At 34.8% G+C, this 18,962-nt stretch carries 20 protein-coding genes; 11 read left to right on the forward strand and 9 right to left on the reverse strand.

What is annotated here, in order from left to right:
* Positions 1–6 precede the first annotated feature (6 nt).
* Entirely contained in the window at positions 7–1,020 is a 1,014-nt protein-coding gene (locus WFH39_RS13630; protein WP_336690314.1) for a tetratricopeptide repeat protein, read from the reverse strand.
* A gap of 3 nt (positions 1,021–1,023) precedes the next feature.
* Complete coding sequence (locus tag WFH39_RS13635) at positions 1,024–1,872, reverse strand: hydroxymethylglutaryl-CoA lyase (protein WP_235132129.1); 849 nt, start codon at positions 1,870–1,872, stop codon at positions 1,024–1,026.
* Between the two features lie 190 nt (positions 1,873–2,062).
* Here WFH39_RS13635 and pepT point away from each other — a divergent pair, with 190 nt between their 5' ends.
* Positions 2,063–3,310 carry a peptidase T gene (gene pepT, locus WFH39_RS13640; RefSeq protein WP_336690315.1) on the forward strand — a complete coding sequence of 416 codons (1,248 nt, stop codon included), beginning with the start codon at positions 2,063–2,065 and terminating at the stop codon, positions 3,308–3,310.
* A 46-nt stretch (positions 3,311–3,356) separates the two neighbouring features.
* Here the strand turns inward: pepT and WFH39_RS13645 are convergent, their stop codons facing one another.
* Together WFH39_RS13645 and WFH39_RS13650 are read right to left on the reverse strand one after the other, a co-directional pair.
* Positions 3,357–3,857: a hypothetical protein gene (locus WFH39_RS13645; protein WP_336690316.1), complete on the reverse strand. Its 501-nt coding sequence runs from the start codon at positions 3,855–3,857 to the stop codon at positions 3,357–3,359.
* Positions 3,835–4,479: a hypothetical protein gene (locus tag WFH39_RS13650; RefSeq protein ID WP_336690317.1), complete on the reverse strand. Its 645-nt coding sequence runs from the start codon at positions 4,477–4,479 to the stop codon at positions 3,835–3,837. Before WFH39_RS13650 ends, WFH39_RS13645 begins: the two co-directional genes overlap by 23 nt.
* A 195-nt stretch (positions 4,480–4,674) precedes the next feature.
* Between WFH39_RS13650 and WFH39_RS13655 the strand changes: the two genes are divergently transcribed.
* A complete protein-coding gene (locus WFH39_RS13655) occupies positions 4,675–4,962 on the forward strand; it encodes a hypothetical protein (RefSeq protein ID WP_214587704.1) in 288 nt (95 codons plus the stop codon).
* A gap of 58 nt (positions 4,963–5,020) precedes the next feature.
* Here the strand turns inward: WFH39_RS13655 and thiL are convergent, their stop codons facing one another.
* A complete protein-coding gene (gene thiL / locus WFH39_RS13660; RefSeq protein WP_336690318.1) occupies positions 5,021–6,082 on the reverse strand; it encodes a thiamine-phosphate kinase in 1,062 nt (353 codons plus the stop codon).
* A gap of 68 nt (positions 6,083–6,150) precedes the next feature.
* Positions 6,151–6,645 (reverse strand): acyl-CoA thioesterase, encoded by a 495-nt coding sequence (locus WFH39_RS13665; RefSeq protein WP_336690319.1) that lies wholly within the window; start codon positions 6,643–6,645, stop codon positions 6,151–6,153.
* Between the two features lie 175 nt (positions 6,646–6,820).
* Between WFH39_RS13665 and WFH39_RS13670 the strand changes: the two genes are divergently transcribed.
* From WFH39_RS13670 to WFH39_RS13690, 5 genes are all read left to right on the forward strand, one after another.
* Positions 6,821–8,026, forward strand: coding sequence for an NAD(P)/FAD-dependent oxidoreductase (locus tag WFH39_RS13670; RefSeq protein WP_336690320.1), 1,206 nt, complete (start codon positions 6,821–6,823; stop codon positions 8,024–8,026).
* A 17-nt stretch (positions 8,027–8,043) separates the two neighbouring features.
* A complete protein-coding gene (locus WFH39_RS13675) occupies positions 8,044–9,339 on the forward strand; it encodes an alpha/beta fold hydrolase (RefSeq protein WP_336690321.1) in 1,296 nt (431 codons plus the stop codon).
* Positions 9,340–9,351: 12 nt separating this feature from the next.
* Positions 9,352–9,762, forward strand: a complete 411-nt coding sequence (locus WFH39_RS13680; protein WP_336690322.1) for an energy transducer TonB — start codon at positions 9,352–9,354, stop codon at positions 9,760–9,762.
* A gap of 132 nt (positions 9,763–9,894) precedes the next feature.
* Positions 9,895–10,533 carry a DUF2306 domain-containing protein gene (locus tag WFH39_RS13685; RefSeq protein WP_336690323.1) on the forward strand — a complete coding sequence of 213 codons (639 nt, stop codon included), beginning with the start codon at positions 9,895–9,897 and terminating at the stop codon, positions 10,531–10,533.
* Positions 10,530–11,447: a YARHG domain-containing protein gene (locus WFH39_RS13690; RefSeq protein ID WP_336690324.1), complete on the forward strand. Its 918-nt coding sequence runs from the start codon at positions 10,530–10,532 to the stop codon at positions 11,445–11,447. The genes WFH39_RS13685 and WFH39_RS13690 overlap by 4 nt, the downstream gene beginning before the upstream one ends.
* Before the next feature lies 1 nt (position 11,448).
* Here WFH39_RS13690 and WFH39_RS13695 read toward each other — a convergent pair whose 3' ends face one another.
* A complete protein-coding gene (locus WFH39_RS13695; protein ID WP_336690325.1) occupies positions 11,449–11,862 on the reverse strand; it encodes a ribosomal maturation YjgA family protein in 414 nt (137 codons plus the stop codon).
* Between the two features lie 266 nt (positions 11,863–12,128).
* On the opposite strand from WFH39_RS13695, the gene WFH39_RS13700 reads away from it, so the two are divergent.
* Together WFH39_RS13700 and WFH39_RS13705 are read left to right on the forward strand one after the other, a co-directional pair.
* On the forward strand, positions 12,129–12,557 hold the full coding sequence (locus tag WFH39_RS13700; RefSeq protein WP_336690326.1) for an energy transducer TonB: 429 nt from the start codon (positions 12,129–12,131) through the stop codon (positions 12,555–12,557).
* Positions 12,558–12,596: 39 nt separating this feature from the next.
* A complete protein-coding gene (locus WFH39_RS13705; protein ID WP_336690327.1) occupies positions 12,597–13,028 on the forward strand; it encodes a hypothetical protein in 432 nt (143 codons plus the stop codon).
* Positions 13,029–13,036: 8 nt separating this feature from the next.
* On the opposite strand, the gene mutS is transcribed toward WFH39_RS13705, so the two are convergent.
* Complete coding sequence (gene mutS, locus WFH39_RS13710; protein ID WP_336690328.1) at positions 13,037–15,628, reverse strand: DNA mismatch repair protein MutS; 2,592 nt, start codon at positions 15,626–15,628, stop codon at positions 13,037–13,039.
* A 99-nt stretch (positions 15,629–15,727) separates the two neighbouring features.
* Positions 15,728–16,594, reverse strand: coding sequence for a cupin-like domain-containing protein (locus WFH39_RS13715; RefSeq protein WP_336690329.1), 867 nt, complete (start codon positions 16,592–16,594; stop codon positions 15,728–15,730).
* 367 nt (positions 16,595–16,961) lie between these two features.
* On the opposite strand from WFH39_RS13715, the gene WFH39_RS13720 reads away from it, so the two are divergent.
* On the forward strand, positions 16,962–17,882 hold the full coding sequence (locus WFH39_RS13720; RefSeq protein WP_336690330.1) for an IS1595 family transposase: 921 nt from the start codon (positions 16,962–16,964) through the stop codon (positions 17,880–17,882).
* Positions 17,872–18,834, forward strand: coding sequence for a P63C domain-containing protein (locus WFH39_RS13725; protein WP_235131274.1), 963 nt, complete (start codon positions 17,872–17,874; stop codon positions 18,832–18,834). Before WFH39_RS13720 ends, WFH39_RS13725 begins: the two co-directional genes overlap by 11 nt.
* Positions 18,835–18,962: the final 128 nt, after the last annotated feature.

The following is an 18,962-nucleotide window of genomic DNA, read 5'->3' on the forward strand; positions in this document are numbered from 1 at the left end:
TGTTTTTTAATTATGTTCGAAAGAAGCCGCAACTCTGTATTTATTATTAAGAACGTCCGTAATTTCCTTTCTCAGATCTTCCAAAGTAAAACTGGCATCTTTAAAACCGATTGGATAAGTGGAATGTCCGCTTTTCGTTTCTTCACAAATGACGAATTGCGGATCTGTTTTTTCTATCTGAACCGTTTTTTCAATTTTGAATTTACGCTCCACTTTGTCTCCTTTTTCATTAATTAAATATAAAACATACAAAGGCTGAAGCATCTCTTTTGGTTTTTCAAAATATTTATGGATGTTCACAACCTGGTTTTTCCAGTCGAACTGATCCACATTAAGATTTTTGAACTTCATTTCATCCTCCGGAAGCTCTTTATTTTCATAGAAAGTTCTCATTTTCTTAAAATAGGAATCTGCCTCTGAAAATTTATTCTGAACATTTAAAGATTTTATCAGCTTGGTGTACAGTTCATATTCTTTTGGTAATGATGCCAAAGCTTCTTTATAGATTTTCTCAGATTTTGCATACTCTTTCTGAGTATAATAGAAACTGCCTGCAAATAAAACTATTTTTACATACCAGTTATCTTTCTGACGAGATTTTTGAAGGGCTTCCAAAAACGTTTTTTCCTGATTAACAGAATCTTCCCTGATGCTGTAAATCCGTAATTTTTCATAATAAAATTCCGCCAAAGGATCAGACTCCAAACCTGTATTTATGTTTTTCAGAGCCTCATCATACTTTTTCTGATACATTTGGGACAATCCGATGTGATAATATACGAGAGCATTATCAAAACCTTTTTTTAAAGCTTTGTTGTAATATTCTATTGCTTTATCGTCATTTTCCTCCCTGAAAAAAGCAAATCCCAAATAGTAAAGCTCTTCTCCTGTAAAAGAAGGACTTTCATTTTCAAGCCCGGTTAATTCCTTAAATTTTTCTTCGTTGAACAGTTTTTCTACTTTCTGGGCAAAAACCGCAGAAGAAAAAACAATCAGTATGGTAACAAAAAGCTTAGTCATATCTCAAAAATGAAAAATATCTTTCGCTTTGTTGTAAGAACTTTCGAAGTTCAGCAGATTCAAATTATGGTCTGCTTTTTCTACGCTCATAAAATTGATTACCTGTTCGGTCGGCATATTTCCCACCAGATCATCTTTTGCCATCGGACAGCCTCCGATTCCTTTGATGGCACTGTCGAATCTTGTGCATCCCTGATCGTAAGCGGCTTTCAGCTTAGCGTAAGAATCTTCGTAACGGTTATGAAAATGTGCTCCGAAATTTATTTCAGGATATTTTGAAGGAATTTTTCCGAACAAAAGAGAAATGGTTTCCGGCGTTGCAACTCCCGTAGTATCAGAAAGTAAAATCTCTTTAACTCCGATTTCAGAAAATCGCTGAGCCCAGAAATCCACATCTTCCCACTTCCACATTTCGCCGTAAGGATTTCCAAAAGCCATTGAAAAGTAAATATTTAGCTGCCTGTTTTCATTTTTTACCAGTTCCAGCATTTTAACAATCTCCTGAAAAGCTTCTTCCTGATTTTTATTCGTATTTCTATGCTGAAAAGTTTCGGAAATGGAAAACGGAAAGCCGATAATGTCTACCGACTGATGTTTTAATGCTTTTTCAGCTCCTCTGTAATTGGCAACAATTGCAGAAACTTTGGTATTGGATCGGGATTTATCGATATTTTCCGCCACCTCATCAGAATCTGCCATTTGCGGAATTGCTTTCGGAGAAACAAAACTCAGACAGTCCAGAACATCAAAACCCACATCCATAAGAGAATTGATGTAATCTATTTTTTTATCAGTCGGGATGAATTCTCCCCACCCCTGCATTGCATCACGCGGACATTCTGTAAGAAACATTTTTTACGTTTAGGTTTTCTCAAATATAATAAAACTAAACAAGTTTGTATAAGATTAAAACAAAGCAAGCATTATTTTGATTTTCAGACCCTTATATCCGATTAACAATCTCAACAGCTTCTATTCGGTCACAAATAAATTATTCTGAGCATCAAATTTGCTAACTTTACAGGAAATTTATACCAATATAATGAGCGCAATAGAATTCAGCCCTTTGTGGAAAGAAAAGCTACTGAACCGTTTTCTTAATTACGTAAAAATCTATTCAACCAGCGACGCAGAAAGCGAAACCACTCCATCTACAGAAAGACAGTGGAATATCGCCAACTACATCACGGAAGAACTGAAAACGATAGGTCTTGAAAATGTATCGATCGATGAAAATGGTTATATCATGGGATACGTTCCTTCTAATCTTGAGAATAATGACAAACCGACCATCGGATTTATTTCGCATTACGATACTTCGCCGGATTTCAGCGGAGAGAATGTAAAACCGCAGGTTTGGGAAAATTATGACGGAGGAGATCTGGTTTTGAATCAGACAACAGGATTTACTTTATCCCCTTCAAAATTTGAAAGCTTAAAAAAATATATCGGTCAGACCTTAATTACCACAGACGGAAATACCCTTCTTGGAGCCGATGACAAAGCAGGCTGTGCAGAAATTGTAACGGCTGCAGAATATTTAATGGCTCATCCGGAAATCAAGCACGGAAGAATTGCCGTTGGATTTACGCCTGATGAAGAAATCGGAAGAGGAGCACATAAGTTTGATGTGGCAAAATTCGGGGCTGAATTTGCCTACACGATGGATGGCGGAGAAGTTGGTGAACTGGAATATGAAAACTTCAACGCTGCAGGAGCAGTGGTAAAAATCCACGGATTGAGCGTTCATCCGGGTTACGCGTACGGAAAAATGATTAACGCCGCTTTACTGGCTTCTGAATTTGCACAGATGCTTCCTGCCAATGAAACGCCTGCAACCACTAAAGGTTTTGACGGTTTTTATCATTTAATGGACTTAAATGCTGATATTTCTGAAGCTAAATTGCAATACATCATCCGTGATCATGATGCTGATAAATTTGAAGCAAGAAAGAAATTCATGGAAGAAAAAGTTGCTGAATTTAACAAAAAACATGGCGAAAGAACTGCTGAAATTGAAATTAAAGAGCAGTACAGAAACATGAAGCAGCAGTTTGAAGGAAAAATGCACATCGTAGATCTTGCCGCTGCAGCGATGAAAGAAGCAGGAATCGAACCAAAGATTAAAGCAATCCGCGGAGGAACAGACGGAGCGCAGTTATCTTACATGGGACTTCCTTGTCCGAATATTTTTGCGGGAGGAATCAATTTCCACGGACCATATGAATATGTGGCTCTGGAAAGTATGGAGAAAGCAATGGAAGTGATCCTGAATATTGCGAAGGCTTAAAAATCTTATTAATATAACTAATCCGGCTTTGTTGAGCCGGATTTTTTTATTCAAACAGAGTCTTTTCCTTTACATAATCTATATTTCCCGAATATTCAATTACATGTAATTCTGAAATATATTTTGGATGGGTTTTTGTTGACTCAAACTCAATTTCATGTGATTTTGATCTTACAGTTATTGTATCATTATAATCAAGATCTGCTGGTACAGTTGTGTAAATTTCTGCAACATCACCAATGATTTTATACGGATAAATTCCATTTTCTAAACTATCAATAAACATATTCACAGAACTCTCTGTTAATTTTAATTGTATAATTCCAAATCTGTGATTGTTGGACGTTCTCAAATCATTTACATATCCTTTAAACTCAACATTATTATCTAAAACCTTGTCTCTTTTAATTCCTTCATCTGTAGAAATTATGCCCCAAAATAACAACCCTACAATGAATAAAATTATTAAAATGATCATTTTGAATGCTTTTCCCATATTATTTGTATCAAAGGTTTGTCTTTTACTACCAACTAAAATTTCTTTCAACATAAGTATTTTCAAAAATATTCCAGGGAATACTGTCTGCATTTTTTAGAATTATATTGTTCTTTTTATGAACAAAAATTTTTATTAATTCTCCCGCATGATGATATCCGTTTAAAACAATAGCATGAATGAATTCCGAATCCAAAAGACTTAGATATTTTTTAAATTTATCCTCTTTTTCATCCTCAACAAATATTAAATCTAAATCATCAAAAATTACCGTATGATCAACTATGATTTGAGCTAAATGTTTTGCGTTATTAAAAGCTGCAAAACTCTTGAACATTTTTCCTATAGAATTAACATCAGACTCTACAACATCCAAATATACTTTCCTTACGGAATTCAAATGATAATCTTTCTGGTATTGTTTTATTCCCTTCGGAATATCTAGTTCGTGTCTCCTGAAAGCTCTTTTCCATTCATCTATTCTAGACAGAATATTATCCTCCGAATATGACCATAGAAATGAAGACATCTTTTTGTCTTTTTCAAAATAATCATCAATATACAGATCTTCATTCCGATCATAAAAAATCCAGGAGGTTGTATAGTTGAAAAGGATTGATTCATCTAAAATTTTAGATAAAAAATAATTTTTCTCATCAATAAAGAATCTCATTTGTAAATCATTTGACTGTTGCAAATTAAACAAAAAAACAATACAAAAATACTGGCTTCACAATATTTAAGTCCTCTTCACAATACAAATTTTTGCTTATAATGCTTCTATGATTCACTGATACAAAATTATTCTGAAATTTTTATACATTATTGGTCTGATTTTTGTTGAAAAAACGAAAAAACATTTTTATAAATGAAAAAGAGATTATATTCAGCAGCAGTGATTCTTTTATTCGGAATCGGAGTATCTGCACAAAAAACAAATTCTGTAAAGCAGGAGGTAAAAAAAGATGCTAAAGCCGTAGGTAAGGCTGCCAAAGACGGTGCAGAATGGACCGGCAAAACCGCAGAAAAAGGTTATGATGCAACCAAAAAAGGCGTTAAAAATGCAGCAAAATGGACCAAAAAAACGGCTAAAAAAGGTGCAGATGCGGTAGACAAATCCTACCAGAATGTAAAAGCAGACATTAAGAAAGATTAATTACTAAAAAAACCACCGCTATTGCAGTGGTTTTTTAATATCTAAACAGTAAAATTATCTATCCTTGCTGATTTCCCAAAAAAGCGTCCCAACCCTGTGCTGTTAAAGCAACCAACTGATTAGAACCTCTCGCCACCATAAAATTTCCGTCTTCTTTTTCAACGGCATGACCAATGATGGTAAAATCCGGATGGTTTTTAATTTTATCAAAATCATTTGGCGAAATAGTGAATAATAATTCATAATCCTCTCCTCCGCTTAAAGCTGCCATCACAGGATTTAAGTTGAATTCATCCGCTGTTGTAATCGTTAAATTATCCATTGGAATTTTTTCCTCATACAATCTGAATCCTACTTTCGACTGATCTGAAAGATGAAGAATTTCAGAAGCCAGACCGTCAGAAACGTCAATCATAGAAGTTGGTTTGATATCCAGTTGTTCTAAAATTCCTTTTACGTCGGTTCTTGCTTCAGGCTTCAACTGTCTTTCCAGAATATAATCGTAGCCTTCCATTTCCGGCTGCATATTCGGATCAGCTAAGAAAACAGCGTGTTCTCTTTCCAGAATCTGAAGTCCCATGTAAGCGCCGCCTAAATCTCCGGTTACTACCAAAAGATCGTTTGGTTTTGCCGTACTTCTTTTCACAATACGCTCATCATTCTCCATTCCGATTGCCGTAATACTCATTACCAAACCGGCATTGGAACTTGTTGTATCTCCGCCAATTAAGTCAACTTTATACCTTGTACAAGCGGTCTGAATTCCGGAATAGATTTCTTCCAGAGCTTCCACGGGAAAACGGTTGGAAACGGCAAGAGAAACCAAAATCTGAGTTGGCGTTGCATTCATCGCTGCAATATCACTGAGATTTACAACAACCGCTTTATAACCCAAATGTTTCAAAGGAACATATCCCAGATTGAAATGAACACCTTCCGCCAAAACATCTGTTGTAAGAACCACTTTCTTATTTCCGGGATTAATCACTGCTGCATCATCTCCCACTCCAAGCTCCGAAGATTCGTTGGATAGAGGAAAATGCTCCGTTAAATGTTTAATTAAACCAAATTCTCCCAGTTTGGAAATTGGCGTTAACTCTGGATCTTTATCTTCAAACATATTTTTAATTATAAGTAATAAATAATGGGTAATGAGTAATTTTTAAGCAAAACTCAAAACCTTACATCTTAAACAGTAAATACTGCCGGATCAACATTTTCCGGACGGAAAGGAAGTTTTTTGAAATCTTCTCTTGTTAAAACTACGGTCTCCAGAGATTTATATTTGTTCATGGCTTCCACCACATCATCGGGCGGTGTTGTCATTTTTCTCAGCATCATATCGATCCAGACTCCGGTTGCTTCTGCAGTGGCACAATGTTCGCCATCAGTCGTATAAAACTTGTGTACGAAACGGTAAATAGAACAGTCTTCTGCACAGCCATCAATTTCAAGACTTACGATAACCGTCTGATCTGCATAAATTTCTTTAAAAAAAGAAAATCTTTCATGCATGATTACCGGACCGATTCCCCATCGGCTCATTTGGGTAACGCCCATTTTTTCCTGCTTCATAAAAGCCATTCTGGTCTGCGCACAATACTGTACGTAAGATGAATTTGCCAGATGTTTATTGGCATCAAGATCGCTCCAGCGAACTTCAAATGTATGGTAGAATTTCATTTACTTTTTGTTTTAAATATAAATTGTATGATTTTTTATCACAAAAATCATTTTTTGTAGTCAATAATTTCACTGTAAAAATGAAAAATTATATTCTTCAAAATTACTCAAATAAGATGGTTTATAAAAATTGTAGTTTTGCAAAAGTAATCTTGAGCATAAGATTAAAAGTATTATGAAGCAAATTATCATTATCGGAGGTGGCGCAGCAGGATTTTTCTGTGCAGCCAATCTGGACGAAACAAAATATAAAATTACCATTCTCGAGCAGAATTCGGATGTTCTTCAGAAAGTAAAAATTTCGGGAGGAGGACGCTGCAATGTGACTCATGCCTGTTTTGATCCCAGAGAACTGGTACAGTTTTATCCCCGCGGAAACAAGGAATTGCTGAGTGTTTTCACCAAGTTTCAGCCGGGAGATACGATGGATTGGTTTGAGCAAAGAAGTGTTCCGTTAAAAATAGAAAATGATAACCGCGTTTTTCCGGAAAGCAATTCTTCGCAAACAATCATCAATACTTTTTTACATGAAATTCAGCAGAAAAATGTTGAAGTGAAAACCAAATGTTCTGTAAAAGAAATTGAAAAATCGGACGAAAAATATATCGTTAAGACCAGTTTAGGGGATTTTGAAGCTGATTTTGTTATTTACACCACCGGAAGCTCGCCAAAATCTCTGAAAATGATCGAAAATTTAGGTCATAAAATTGTTGATCTGGTTCCGTCGCTTTTTACTTTTAACATTAAAGATGATTTGCTGAAAGATTTAGCCGGAACAAGCTTTGAAATGGCGGAAACTTCCATTCCGAAACTGAAAACAGAAGAAAGCGGACCTTTGCTCATTACGCATTGGGGACTTTCGGGACCTGCCATTCTGAAAATTTCAGCTTGGGAAGCAATTAATTTAGCGAAAGTAAAATACAATTTTGAAATTGAAGTCAATTTTATTTCCAAATCAATCGATGATGCGGAAGAACTATTTTTAAACTTCAAACAATCGAATCCAAAGAAAACCATAGGACAATCGAAAATATTTGATATTACCAACCGATTCTGGCAGAGAATTCTGGAGGTTTCAAAAGTGGATCTGAATAAACAGGTTGCCCAGATTTCAGGAAAAGAAATGCAGACCATTCTTGAAAATGTATGCAAAAAGAAATTTAATGTCACCGGAAAATCGACGTTTAAAGATGAATTTGTAACAGCGGGAGGCGTTGATTTAAAGGAAATTAACTTTAAAAATATGTCTTCAAAAATTTTGCCTAACTTTTACTTTGCCGGAGAAGTCCTGAATATTGATGCGGTAACCGGCGGATTTAATTTTCAGGCTTGCTGGAGTGAGGCTTGGTTGATTGCGCAGGATTTGAATAATATAAATTAACATAAAAAATGTATACAATGAAAAAAATTATTAGCTTCCTCATTTTATGGTTCTCCCTAGGAATTCAGGCTCAGGATAAACCTGTAGTTTCTGACTGGACGGCAATTACACAATCTTTAAACGTGCAGGATAAACAAAACTGGAAATTTCGGGTATCCGCAAAAATCAGAAAAGAGAACGACAATAATGCCAAATGCGCTATTTGGGCTAGAATTGATAAATTGGATAATACTACAGGATTCTTTGAAAATCAGGCTTATTCTGGTATAAATGTAACATCGGAATGGAAAACCTTTGCCATAGAAGGAACTATTGATTCTAATGCAAAAAGTTTAAAAATTGGTGCTTTTGCTAAAGATAATGGTGATTTTTATTTTGACGATTTTAAATTAGAGGTAAACGATGGGAAATCGAAAAAATGGAAAGAAATTGCATTGAGAAACAGTGATTTCGAAGAAGATTTAGTCTCAGCAGACTGGCTCGAAGGTATTGGTAGAAATAAAAACCATGTTAAAAATTTCATCATCACAACTTCCGATAATAAGCCCTTCTCCGGAAAAAAATCTTTGTTAATGAAAGGACAGAATATTATAGGAAATATGCCTCACGGAAAGTTTGCAGAGGTTAACGGCATCAAAATGTATTATGAAACATATGGTGAAGGAGAACCTCTTTTAATGCTTCACGGAAACGGACAGTCGATCAGCGCATTCATGAATCAGGTTGATGATTTTTCAAAGAAATATAAGGTAATTATCGTTGACTGCAGAGAAAGAGGAAAATCTACTTATGATAAAACAAAAGAGCTTACTTTTGATATTCAGGTTGAAGATCTGAAACAGTTTCTGGATCAGCAAAACATCAAAAAAGTAAAAATCCTTGGTTGGAGCGATGGTGGAATTCTTGCGATTTTAATGGCTTTACAACATCCTGATCTGGTTGATAAAATTGCATGCTCCGGAGCTAATATATTTCCCGAAGGAATAATAGATGAAGATATTAAAGATTCTAAAGAAACGTTAGCAAAACTTATTAAAGAAAATAAAGACGGCAAAAATGATGTTTATATCGATCTGTATAATCTGGATTTAAAATATCCTAACCTGAAATATGAGGATTTAAAAGCCATTCAGTGTCCTTCTTTAATTGTTGCAGGCGACAAAGATGTGATCAAAACAGAACACACTGTAAAAATTGCAGAGTCGATCCCGAAAGGGCAATTAGCAATATTACCAAACTCAACCCATTATGTTGTTGCAGAAAAACCGGAGCTTTTCAATTCTTTGGTGATGGATTTTTTTGAAGGTAAATAATTTTAAACTATTATGAAAAAAATACTTGTATTTATTGTTTTCGTGATTTCTGTAAAAGTTTTCTCACAAGAAATTAAGTCTTCTGAACAACAGAATGTAGTTTTTGAAAAAGACATTGAAATTAAAGGTGGAAAAACGGCACAATATCCCGGGGGAATTGATGCATACAGAAGAAATTTCAGTCAGCTTTTTGATGGCAGTAAAGTAAATGCTAAAGGCATAATAAAATCTGAAGCACAATTTGTAGTTAACGAAGAGAGAAAAGTAACGGAAATTAGAATAATTGGAGATAACCAATCAATGAATAAAGAAATGGAACGTGTAATAAAGGCTATGGCAAAAACCAGTTGGAAGCCTGCAGAAATTAATGGTCTGCCGGTAAAATACAGATTTAGGCTGCCTATTACAATGAACTTCGAGTAAGCAAAATAATAACTACTTATTCTTTATAATAAAATGTTACAAAGATTTTGATCATTGCAGGTTAGATTCTTCCTACGTCAGAATGACAAAGTAGCGGTAATTCTTTCAGCCATGGAAACCCTATAATTAAAAATGCTTTCCGTCAAAAAAAATATTTCGAACACCTTTAAAATCCTTTTAGTTATTGGGTTTGGATATTTCTTTTGGCTGATGCTGAAAATTACGCTAGAATATATTCCGTTGCGCTCTGATGTGAGTTTTTTAATGATCAAACAGACGGAAATTACCAACAGACCGGAATATCTTTATTTTTTTTACACTCACGTCTACACAAGTATTTTTGTTTTGCTGACTGGATTTTTAGCGATTCTCAGAAAAGATTTCGGCATAAAAAGTTTCCACAAAAACACAGGAAAGATGTACATTTTTCTGATTTTGCTTTTCGCGGCTCCGTCCGGAATTTACATGGGTGTTTTTGCCAACGGCGGAATTTTATCGAAAATTTCTTTTGTCATTCTCGGTTGTTTGTGGTGGTTTTCCACTTTTAAAGCGTATCAGTTTGCCCGACAGAAAAAATTTAAAGAACATAAACAATGGATGTGGCGTAGTTTTGCGCTGACACTTTCCGCGGTAACATTAAGAATGTGGAAGGTAATTATTGTATATTTATTCCATCCGAATCCGATGGATGTTTATCAGATTATTGCCTGGCTGGGCTGGATTCCGAACATCTTATTAATTGAATATTTAATTGCAAAAAAATACATATGAAAATTTTAAAATTATCATTAATCTCCTTATTTACAATTGGTTTAACAGCCTGTAAAAAAGATATAAAAACAACAGACCCTTCAAAAAACAATCTTACAGCAAAGAAGGATTCTGTAGCAGTTCCCGAAGTTTACAAAGAATATTACGGAATTTATATGGGCGATTTTGCAGGAAAAGGAATGATTACCTCCGAAGACGGCGAAACGTATGAAGGTGAAATTTATAAAAGAATTGCCCTGAAAATCAACAGGATTACCAAAGACAGTGTGTACGGACAAAGTATTGTTGATGGAAATCAAAGACCATTCAGAGGCGTTTTTAACGAAACTTCAAAATCCTTTATTCTGGATGAACCCGGAAATGATAAGACCGATGGAAGATTCGAGGTAAAATTGAACAACGACAGTCTTACCGGAAGCTGGAATGCCTTCAATAAATCGGCGGTAAAAGCTCCGAACAAAACTTTAAAGCTCGTGAAAAAAGAGTTTGTGTACAATCCGAATTTCATGCTGAATGAAAACAACGACCTCATCGACTGGGAAAATCCGAAGGATTTCGTAGAAAAATACACCGACGAAGAAACCGGAAAAACGGAAACCTACACAGAATCTAAGAACAGAATTGCATCAGATGCTGTTTTTAAAATCAATGCATCCAAGCAGAAATTAACGGAAAAAGACCTTAAAAACCTCCGAAAACTGGATATGGAAATTATTAAAAATGCAGTTTTCGCGAGACACGGTTATGCTTTTAAAAAGCAGACCTATCGAAATTTCTTTGAACAGACCGACTGGTATATTCCGGTTTCCAATAATGTAGACAACGAGCTTTCCCCTCTTGAAAAGGACAATGTAGCTTTACTTAACCGCTTCATCAAATACGCTGAAGATAAATACGACAGTTTCGGAAGGTAGTTTAATGTGTTTTTTGAGGATTTGTCTGCAATTTAACAAAAACAAAAAGCAACAAACACCCAACTAAGTAACATAGAATATCAATCCACGAAAACGAATTTCCGATCACGATATACATCAGGCTTCCTTTCCGGAAGCCTAATTTTTCAGCAATATTGAAATATTGGGCAAATTCCACCAAAAAAGAAAAAATCAGGATACCGAGAATCAATTTTTTATTATCTTCAATTCTGAAAAATGTTTTGATGAAAGTATAGATCAGCATCACAACAATCACATCTCCGAGATACGCTCTCACAAAGAAAATGTCTTTGAGTTTGGTGGCGATTAAAACTTCTGTCAGAAATATAAAAACGGTAGCCAGAAAATATGTGTAATTAAATGTAACCCGAAATGCCAATTCTTTTCCTTCCACTTGTAGTACTTTTTATGTATTATGTAGGTTTTATAACCCTTACAAAATTAAAAATAAAGCAGATTGATAATGACACCAAGACTCATTTTCTGAGATTTTTTTCAGGATTTATCGTGATGGCTCTTCTTTCTTTATTGATTTTATTAATAAGATGGATCATTACACCGAATCAAACCAATGATTTTCACTGATTATTATTAAAAACCAATTTTCATTCGGCTTTATTTTTGATGCTTTAAAAATATTATTTCTCATAACACAATTATATGAAAAAGCTGATTATTTTTCTGGGCTTATTTGTAAGCGTCTTTCTATTTGCACAGACTCAATATAATTCGGTAACAGACATTCCGGATTATGCCGTTTTAAAAACAAAAATGAAACTGGAAGACGCCGTTACAAAAGCAGACACTCCTGCCGAATTTCCCGGTGGAATGGAAACTTTTAAAAAACAGTTCTCAGAGAAAATGGATGTAATTGATGTAAAATCAAAAAAAATCAATACCCGAGTTTATTTCATTGTCGAAAAAACAGGCTATGTAAGATATGTAACCGCGATGGGAGACGATCCAAAACACTCCAAAGCCGCAGAAATTGCTGTAAGAAGACTTTTTGTAAAGTGGAAACCTGCAACAATTAAAGGAGAACCGGTAAGATTTCTTTATACTTTTCCGCTTACTTTGAAGAAATTTTAAATTTTGTTTGCAATTAAAATTTATTTTTGCAAAAACTTAATGATGAAAATAATACCATTTTTAGCTGTATTTTTTCCTGTGCTTATCTTTTCTCAGGAACAACCTATCCAAACAACTCAGCTTAACGAACTTTTAATTACTGAAAAAAATGGCAGGGCAAAGATTGATGCAGAAAAGCCGGCAACATTTCCTCTTGGGGTAACAGTATTGAGAAATACAATCGCTAAAAACTTCAGAATGCGAAAAGTACACAGTAATGCTGAAACAGAATCCTGTTCAATTACTTTTTTAATTGATAAAGAAGGTTTTATGACTGAAGTAAAGGCATACGGAGACAATGAGAGCTTTAACAGAGAAGCTGAAAGAGCTCTTTTAAAAATTAAAGATAAATGGATTCCTGCTGAACTTAACGGAGAAAAAGTTCGTTACAGATTTCGAATTCCTTTAACAATTTCTTTTAATCAGAAATAACAGAAAAACTATCCTCCAATCATTTTCTTTATTGCATTCAGCTTCATCAACGCTTCAATCGGCGTTAATGTATTGATGTCGATTTTTGTTAATTCTTCTTTGATGCTTTCCAGAACCGGATCGTCTAACTGAAAGAAAGACAGTTGAATATTTTCTTCCGTAACGCGCTTGATCTTTTCAGAAGAGCCTCCGCTTTGGGAACGGCTTGCTTCAAGCGTTTTTAGAATTTCATTGGCTCTGTTCACGACTTTGGAAGGCATTCCCGCCAGTTTTGCCACATGAATACCGAAACTGTGCTCACTTCCTCCCGGAACCAGCTTTCTTAAAAAGATGATATTTCCTTTATTCTCCTGAATAGAAACGTGAAAATTTTTCACACGATCAAAACTTACGGTCATTTCATTCAGCTCGTGATAATGCGTTGCAAACAGCGTTTTTGCCTGAGTCGGATGTTGGTGAAGATATTCCGCAATCGCCCAAGCAATGGAAACTCCGTCATAGGTAGAAGTTCCGCGCCCGATTTCGTCGAGTAAAATTAAACTTCTCTCGGAAATATTATTCAGAATATTCGCTGCCTCGTTCATTTCCACCATGAAAGTCGATTCTCCCGCAGAAATATTATCCGTTGCACCAACTCTTGTAAAAATCTTATCTAAAACCCCGATTTCAGCATGTTTTGCCGGAACAAAACTTCCGATCTGAGCCAATAAACAAACAATTGCAGTCTGACGAAGAATTGCCGACTTACCCGCCATGTTCGGTCCGGTTACCATGATGATCTGCTGAGAATCTTTATCTAAGAAAATATCATTCGGAATGTATTTTTCGCCTAAAGGAAGCGCATTTTCTATGATCGGATGTCTTGCTTCTTTTAAATCAATCGCAAAACTTTCATTTAAAACAGGTTTGGTATAACTCTCAGAAACAGCTAGTTCGGATAAACCAACCGCAACATCCAACTGTGCAATAATTTTAGAATTTTCCTGAATCTGATCAATATGAACCATCGTTTCGGAACATACATTTCTGTACAGTTCGTTTTCTAAAACTCCGATTTTTTCTTCAGCTCCAAGAATCTGATTTTCATATTCTTTCAGTTCTTCCGTGATGTAGCGTTCTGCATTTACCAGCGTCTGTTTTCTCAGCCAGTCATTTGGAACTTTATCTTTATGGGTATTTCTGACTTCAATATAATAACCGAAAACGTTATTAAAATCGATTTTCAGACTTGAAATTCCTGTTCTTTCGATTTCTCTTTGGCACATTTCGTCCAGAAAACCGCGTCCTTTGGATTGTAATCCTCTTAAACGATCCAGTTCTTCGGAAATTCCTTTTTTAATGACGTTTCCTTTCGATAAATTCACCGGAAGTTCATCATTCAGATGATTTTGAAGGCATTTTATCAGTTCATCCTGATCATACAACGGATCCAGCCAAGCCAGAATATCGGCATGAGGATGAAGCAACGCTTTGATTTTATGGATATTGATTAAACTCTGGCGAAGATATCCCAGTTCTTTCGGTGAAATTTTTTCCGCTGCCAGTTTTCCCATCAGTCGATCCAGATCGGAAATTGATTTTAAGAGCTGTGAGATTTCATATTTAAGATGATCGTTTTCGTTTAAAAAATCAATTAAAGACAATCTTCTGTTGATTTCATCTACAGATTTTAACGGCAGGATAATTCTTCTCCTCAATAATCTTCCTCCCATCGGAGTCGAAGTTTTATCGATAATATCTAATAATGATTTTCCCTGTGGATTGCTTGGATACACAATTTCAAGGTTTCTCAGTGTAAAATTATCCATCATCAGAAAATCTTCCTGCGGAATGATCTGAATTTTGGTGATGTGAGATAGTAAATTATGATGCGTATCTTCCACCAAATAAGCGAAAATCGCTCCTGCTGCAGTAATTGCCAAAGGCTGATTCTCCACTCCAAAACCTTTTAACGAATTGGTTTTAAAGTGATTCGTCAGTTTTTCGTAGGCAAAATTATACTGATATGCCCAATCTTCAAGTTTAAAGGCATTTTTATTTTTAATCTGTTCCGGAATCTGCACACTTCTTTGGTAAATGATCTCACTCGGATCAAATGTGTTCACGATATGAAGTAGTTTTTCCAGATTTCCTTCACTCACCAGAAATTCTCCCGTAGAAATATCCACCAAAGCAATCCCGAATTTCTCCTTTTCTTTATGAAGGGAAAGAAGAAAATTGTTCTTTTTTGAATTTAGAACCTGATCGTTGAACGTAACTCCCGGTGTTACCAGTTCCGTTACTCCCCTTTTTACGATTCCCTTCACCATTTTCGGATCTTCCAGCTGGTCGCAGATCGCAACTCTCATTCCCGCTCTTACGAGTTTTGGCAAATAAGAATCTACCGAATGGTGCGGAAAACCAGCCAGTTCGATATGACCTTCACCATTGGCTCTTTTCGTTAAAACAATTCCTAAGATCTGTGATGTTCTCACGGCATCCTGCCCGAAAGTTTCATAAAAATCCCCTACTCTGAATAGCAAAAGTGCATCAGGATATTTCGCCTTGATGGTATTGTACTGCGTCATTAACGGGGTTTCTTTCTTCGCTGCCTTTGCCATTACAATCGTTCTTAAGAATTAGGTCGGTAAAAGTATGAAATAAAATAGTAGAAGGAAAGTCTGAAACTTACAACTTAAAAAAAGAAATTTCTTTTATCATTAAGAATGTTTAGCCAAAGCTTCCGAACTTTTCTTATATGCCCACTTCTGTTTATAATTCACCCACTTAGCTTTGAAAAGCTTCCGCATTAATTTGTCTGTATATCTCATGATGAAAACATGATACAGCATATTGGCAAAAACATTCGGTTTATTGGGCAATGCACGAAGCGACATTGAAAATCCGGGTTCTAAATATCGGTTAAAATGCCAGAACGCTCCCGGAATAAAAAGTGCATCGCCATGTTCCATGAAAATTTCAAAACCTTTGGCATGTTTCAGGGCAGGAAATTTTTCATAGTCAGGATTTTCGTAATCTATATCATAAATGGTATGAACCGACAACGGAACTTTATATAAAAAAGCAGATTGTTTCTGATCGAAAAGCAAAATTCTCTTTTTTCCTTCAAAATGAATGTGCAGAAAATCTCCCAAATCTACATCATAATGCATCAGAACATGCGCTTCACTCCCTCCGAAAAATAAGGTCGGAAGACGTTTGAAAAATTTCATTCCCAAATCCGGATACGTAAAGTTTTTCAGCAGTTCCGGAAGCCTGTCTGTAATGATATAAAAGAAAATCCTGAGATCGGAAGGTTTACTTTTTATCGTATCAATATAATCTTTCATTTTCATTCTGGTAACCGGAGCATCGCTGCTTTTATTGGCATCAGCAGGCTTATTATCATACAAAGGGACTTCCTGTTCTCCAGCCTTTTCACGGATAAAATCAAAATTCCATTTATCGAAGGCATCCCATCGGCTCGCAAAATTTTTAATCAGAAGCGGCTTATGCTTTTTGAAATAATTTTTCTGAAAATCGTCTTTACTGATATCGTTAACAACATCTACACTTTCGAGAATCATTTGGTGTGTATTTTTTTAATGCGAAATAAAAATAGTGTTTTTCTGAAATTTGGGGAAATTTAAAGACAATATATTGCTACAAGGATTTTTTTTAATTTAATTCTGCTTGGAATTAGCATGATGAAGATTTTATTTTTCAACGCGACATTCGCAAAGATTTTATTTCAATTTTTCATCCATATTTTTTTGATCGCGAAGGCACTTCGTTCAGCAAATGATAGCAAAACAACAATTGTGCGTCTTAAGATTTTAGTTATTGATAAAGTCAGGATAAAATGAAAAAGGCAACTATATATAATTTTACACTATAATAATTTTGTTTTGTGTAATTAACTTCTTACATTTGTAGAAGAAAATGTAAGAAGTAATGATAAATATAAACTTTAAATCAATCTTAGACCTTGTCAAAGCCTTTCCTGACGAACAGACTTGCATTAATCATTTGGAAGAGTTAAGATGGGATGGTGATGTAGTTAGTCCGTTTGATTCGGCTTCTAAAGTCTATAAATGCAAAGGTAACAAATACCGTTGCAAGACCACAGGAAAATATTTCAACGTTAAGACAAATACCATTTTTGACAACACTAAATTAGGGTTACAGAAATGGTTTCTTGCTATCTATATAGTTACTTCTCATAAAAAGGGTATTTCTTCACTTCAATTAAGCCGTGATTTAGACATTACACAAAAATCTGCGTGGTTCATGCTTCAAAGAATCAGAAAATGTTTTGGTATTGAGAATGATAACGAATTGGATAATGAAGTTGAAGCAGATGAAACTTATATAGGTGGTAAAAATAAGAATCGTCATGCTAACAAAAAGATTGAAGGATCACAAGGCAGAAGCGCCAAAGACAAAACACCTGTTGTAGGAATGGTAGAAAGAGACGGTAAATTAAATGCTAAAGCCGTAGAGAATGTGAAACATGAAACATTAAGCCGTGAAATTATCAGCAACGTTAAAGAATCTGCAAAACTTTATACTGATGAATGGTTAGGTTATAAAGGATTAGAAAGAATCTACGATCATAGTATTGTAAAGCATAATAAATCTGAATATGTAAATGGAAGAATCCATACAAACACAATAGAAGGCTTTTGGTCTTTGTTAAAACGAGGGATCGTAGGAATCTATCATTTTACTTCTAAAAAACATTTGCAGAGATATGTAGATGAATTTGTATTCAGATACAATACACGTAATACAACAACACAAAACAGATTTAATTTACTATTATTAAATTTAGAAAACAGACTAACTTACAAAGAATTAATATATGGCAACTAAAAGACAAATTTTACACGAAGGAGAATTACATTTAGGGGGGATGATTATTCCATGTTATGTTTTAGAAGACGGAACAAGGGTTTTGTCTGGAAATGCAATGCAAAACGCGTTAAATCTTCAGGAAGACTCAGAAAATAAATCTGGGACAAGACTGGCCAGATATTTAGGTCAAAAGTCACTTGAACCCTTTATTTATAAAGAAAAAGATCCCGGCCACTATAACCCGATTGAGTGTTACAGGGGAGAGCAAAAAATAAATGGCTATGAAGCGACAGTACTCGCGGATATTTGTGAAGCATTTTTAGATGCTAGAAAAAGTATTAATTTATCACCAAGACAAAAAATTATCGCAGATCAATGTGAAATTTTGATTAGAGGATTTGCAAGGGTTGGTATTGTTGCATTAATAGATGAAGCAACCGGTTATCAATACGATAGAGAAAGGTTTGAACTTCAAAAAATTCTTAATACATATATTGCAGACGAAATATTAAAATGGCAATTAACATTTACAGATGATTTTTACAAGGAAGTTTACAGATTATGGGGATTACCATTTATACCTAAATATATTAAAAATAAACCTTCATTTATCGGTAAATTAACTACCAAATATATTTATGAAATGTTACCTAAAGGTGTATTGGATAAAATAAGAGAAAAGACAGGAAAAACAGAAAAAGGAAATTGGAAATATCAATGGCATAGAAATTTAACTGCTGAAGTTGGTAGGGAACATTTAAAAAAGCAGATTATAGAGGTTACAACACTTATGTCAGTTGCACAATCTAAAGAACAATTTGATAGTTTATTTCAGCAAAAATATAATAAAAACCCTGTACAACTTAAATTAGAATTTGAAGAACAACCAGAACCACCAAAAAAATTATCTGACTTTAACCAAAAAATTAAAAAAGGACTTGACTTCAACCCAAACGAAGACAAAGAATAATAAAAAATCCCCTTCTTTGGACTGCCCCCAAAAAGTTAGACACTTTTTAGGGGCATTTTTATTTATGGGATTATCAAAGTATAGTTTAGAATTTAAGTTAGATTGCATTGAAAAAATTTCGAGTAATC

The organism is Chryseobacterium sp. MMO-72 (genome assembly GCF_037146035.1).
GTDB lineage: Bacteria > Bacteroidota > Bacteroidia > Flavobacteriales > Weeksellaceae > Chryseobacterium > Chryseobacterium indicum.